This is a genomic window from Methylobacterium sp. 1030 (assembly GCF_040544715.1).
GTDB lineage: Bacteria > Pseudomonadota > Alphaproteobacteria > Rhizobiales > Beijerinckiaceae > Methylobacterium.
In genome coordinates, this window is the sequence record NZ_JBEPKM010000068.1 from 1 (window position 1) to 1,284 (window position 1,284).

Annotated in this window: 1 protein-coding gene; it reads left to right on the forward strand. The window is 65.7% G+C overall.

The features are described 5' to 3' along the window. The first annotated feature begins 66 nt into the window (after positions 1–66). Positions 67–1,250, forward strand: a protein-coding gene (locus ABIC30_RS31755) for an IS3 family transposase (protein ID WP_103986534.1) whose coding sequence is annotated in 2 segments (ribosomal slippage) — positions 67–331 and positions 331–1,250 — 1,185 coding nt in all. Because the reading frame shifts where the segments join, the coding sequence is not laid out codon by codon here. The last annotated feature ends 34 nt before the right edge of the window (positions 1,251–1,284 follow it).

Below are 1,284 nucleotides of genomic sequence, written 5' to 3' on the forward strand. Positions count from 1 at the left end.
TGATCCGCCCCCAGTGAAGTGGTCCGCCCTGAGGTATGGCTTTCGGGCCAGGACGAGGACGGACAGATGGGAACGAAGGGGCACAAGCCGGAGGATGTCGTCGCCAAGCTGCGGCAGGTGGATGTGCTGGTCTCGCAGGGCCAGAGCGTCGGGGACGCGATCCGCACGATTGGCGTGACGGAGGTGACGTACTACCGCTGGCGCAAGGAGTACGGCGGCCTGAAGAGCGACCAGGTCCGGCGCATGAAGGACCTGGAGACCGAAAACCAGCGGCTCCGGAAGGCGATCGCAGATCTCACGCTCGACAAGCTGATTCTGCAGGAGGCTGCCCGGGGAAACTGACCAGCCCCGCGCGCCGACGCGCCTGCATCGCGCATGTGATGGACGTCCTGGACGTCTCCGAGCGCCGCGCGTGCCGTGCGCTCGGTCAGCATCGTTCGACGCAGCGCAAGGTGCCGCGGGGCAGAGATGATGAGGCGGCGCTGACCGCCGATCTCGTGGAACTGGCGCGCCGATACGGGCGCTATGGCTACCGGAAGATCGGCGCGCTGCTGAAGGCGGCCGGCTGGTTGGTCAACGACAAGCGGGTCGAGCGGATCTGGCGGCGCGAAGGGCTCAAGGTGCCCGGCCGCCAGCAGAAGAAGGGCCGACTGTGGGACGGGGATGGTTCCTGCATCCGGCTCAAACCGGAGCGGCGCGATCACGTGTGGGCCTACGACTTCGTCGAGGCGCGCACCCATGACGGGCGCAAGTTCCGGATGCTCAACGTCGTCGACGAGTTCACCCGCGAATGTCTGGCGATCCGCGTTGCGCGCAAGCTGAAGGGAGCTGACGTGATCGACGTGCTCTCGGACCTGTTTATCCTGCGCGGCGTGCCCGAGCACGTTCGCTCCGATAACGGGCCCGAGTTCATCGCCAAGTCGGTGCAGTCCTGGATTGCGGCCATTGGCGCGAAGGCCGCCTACATCGCGCCAGGCTCACCGTGGGAGAACGGCTTTGTCGAAAGCTTCAACGCGCGATTGCGGGATGAACTCCTGAACGGCGAGATTTTCTACACCCTGAAGGAGGCACAGATCATCATCGAAAGCTGGCGTCGGCACTACAACACGATCCGCCCGCACGGTGCGCTTGGCTACAAGCCACCAGCGCCGGAGGTGTTCGTGCCAGCCACGACCGCTTGCCCGACTGCGCTCGCCCGACCGGCTCCGGCGGCCAAGCTACCCGTAGAGCAGAGGCCGACCCTGCACTAATTTTGAACTCGGACCACCTCGTGGGGGCAGGTCA